Genomic DNA, 2,145 nt, shown 5'->3' with positions numbered 1-2,145 from the left:
GTGAACTTTCGCGGCCCCCCAACGGGCGCTCGCGTCGAGGGCAACAAGCCATGACGAGCAGCTCGCTTCGCAAGACCACCCGCAGCCGTCGGGTGCAGCCGACCCAGGAACCGAAGCTCATCGACTTCAACTTCGAAGGCGTGGCCTACGTCCTGGATCTGAACCGCAACAAGGTCTACCGCAATTGGATGGCTGTCGAGACGAACAAGGGCTTCCTGATCCTTGGCGCCTACCGCCACACGGCCGCCATCACCGCTTGACGTTTCGGCGGGCCCGCGGGTCCGCGATCACCTTCTTCGAAAACGACTTGGCCGGACGCCTTTGCGGCGCGCCGGCCTTTTTCTTTCCCGCGCCGGCCTTCGCGCGGCCGCGGTCAAAAGAAGAGCGGGGCGCCCGCGAAGGACGCCCCGCTCAAGCACTCCGCGGAACGGTCAGCGGCCGAGCCGCTTCAGCTCCGCGTCGATCATCAGCTTGAAGCTCTCGAACGTCGCCGGACCCGGCATCAGCTGGCCGTTGATGAAGAACGACGGCGTTCCCTCGACCACCGCGTCCTTGCCCGCGGCGACGCTCTCTTCCACCGTCTTGGCCATCTGCCCGCCGTCGAGGCAGCCGTCGAACTTGCCGCCGTCCAGGCCGACCTGCCGCGCCGCGGCCTTGAGGTCCGCCGGGGCCAGCTTGTCCTGATGCGCGAAGAGGTAGTCGTGCAGCTCCCAGAACTTCCCCTGCGCGGCCGCGCACTGCCCGGCCTCGGCCGCCTTGGCGGCCATCGGGTGCATCGGCAGCGGGTAGTCGCGGAAGACGACCCGCACCTTGTCGCCGTAGGTCTTGACGACCTGGTCCACGGCCTCGCGGGCCTTCGCGCAGTACGGGCACTGGAAGTCGGAGAAGGCGATCACCGTCACCGGCGCGTTCTGCGGCCCCTTGCTCGGCCCGACCGCGGCGATCTCGACGCGCGGCCCCGGCTCCGGCGCGAGCGTGATCTGGATGTTGGCCTGCGAGGCGAGCTGGTCGAGCAGCTGCCCCTGCGCCTGCTGGAAGCGCTGGCTCATCAGGTACTGGCCGATCCGCGGCCGCATCGCTTCGTACGGCGCGCCGCCCATCTGGCCCTTGTTGGCTTCGTAGAACGACTTCAGCTCGGTCTCGCTCGGCGGCGGCACCTTGGAGGCCAGGTCGCGCATCAGCCCCTCTTCGTTCGTGCCGCGCTTCGTCGCCTCGGCCGCCATGAGCTTCTTCGCGACCAACTGCTTCAGCGCGTTGGTCCGCTCCTGCTGCTCGGCCATCCAGCGCTTTCGATCCAACTGGACGCGGACCGGCTTCATCTCCTTCTCGAGCTCGGCCGTGGTGACCGAGCCGCCGGCGAACTTGGCCACGACCGACTCGCTCGCCGCCGCGCCCGCCGGAGCGGCCGCCGGCTGCGCGGCCTTCTGCTTGCATCCCGAAAGTCCCAGCGCGACGAGCGCCGCGCCGAGCGCCACCCACGTCCAGCGATTCGTCATTCGTTGTCTCCGCAGGGCCTGAAGGACCCCCTGATGGCCCGCGCGGAGTCTGCGGCGAAAGCCCCGCAGGGTCAAACGGCCGTCTCCCCCGACGCGAAACGGGAGGCGCGTCGCCGCGCCTCCCCCGTCGATCGCCGCCCGCGCGCCCGCGCCGGCCGCGCCGCGGGCAGGTCGGTCAGTGCACCGAAAGGTAGCGCTCGAGCTCCCAGGGATGGACGACGCTGATGTAGTCGTGCCAGTCCTGCAGCTTCCCGGCGATGAAGTGCTCGGCGATGTGCGGGCCGAGCGCGTCGAGCACCACGTTGTCCTTCTCCAGCGCCTCGACCGCCTCCTTGAGGTTCGCCGGCAGGTTCTCGATCCTGAGGCGCCGCTTCTCGCGCTCGCTCATCTGGAAGATGTCCTTGTTGACCGGCGGGCCGCAGTCGATCTTCTTGTCCATGCCGTCGAGCCCGGCGCAGAGCATCGCCGCGAAGGCGAGGTAGGGGTTGCACGACGGGTCGGGCATGCGGACCTCGATCCGCGTGCCGACGCCGCGGCGCGCGGGAACGCGGGCCAGCGGGCTGCGGTTCCGCTCCGACCAGGCGATGTTGGTCGGCGCCTCGTAGCCGGGGACGAGCCGCTTGAACGAGTTGACGATCGGGTTGGTCAC

At 69.4% G+C, this 2,145-nt stretch carries 3 protein-coding genes; 1 reads left to right on the top strand and 2 read right to left on the bottom strand.

Annotated features, from left to right (window positions below; genetic code table 11):
- Window positions 1-260, top strand: a 260-nt coding sequence (locus tag LLG88_03520; protein MCE5245977.1) for a hypothetical protein, incomplete at its 5' end; no start/stop codon positions are given.
- Between the two features lie 171 nt (window positions 261-431).
- Here the strand turns inward: LLG88_03520 and LLG88_03515 are convergent.
- Window positions 432-1,496: a DsbA family protein gene (locus LLG88_03515; protein ID MCE5245976.1), complete on the bottom strand. Its 1,065-nt coding sequence runs from the start codon at window positions 1,494-1,496 to the stop codon at window positions 432-434.
- Window positions 1,497-1,671: 175 nt separating this feature from the next.
- The coding region (locus tag LLG88_03510) for a glutamine synthetase (GenBank protein MCE5245975.1) at window positions 1,672-2,145 on the bottom strand (474 nt) is incomplete at its 5' end.

This window comes from bacterium, assembly GCA_021372775.1.
Lineage (GTDB): Bacteria > Acidobacteriota > Polarisedimenticolia > J045 > J045 > JAJFTU01.
Note: the sequence above shows the minus strand (reverse complement) of the source record. Positions and strands in the feature narration are given on the sequence as shown.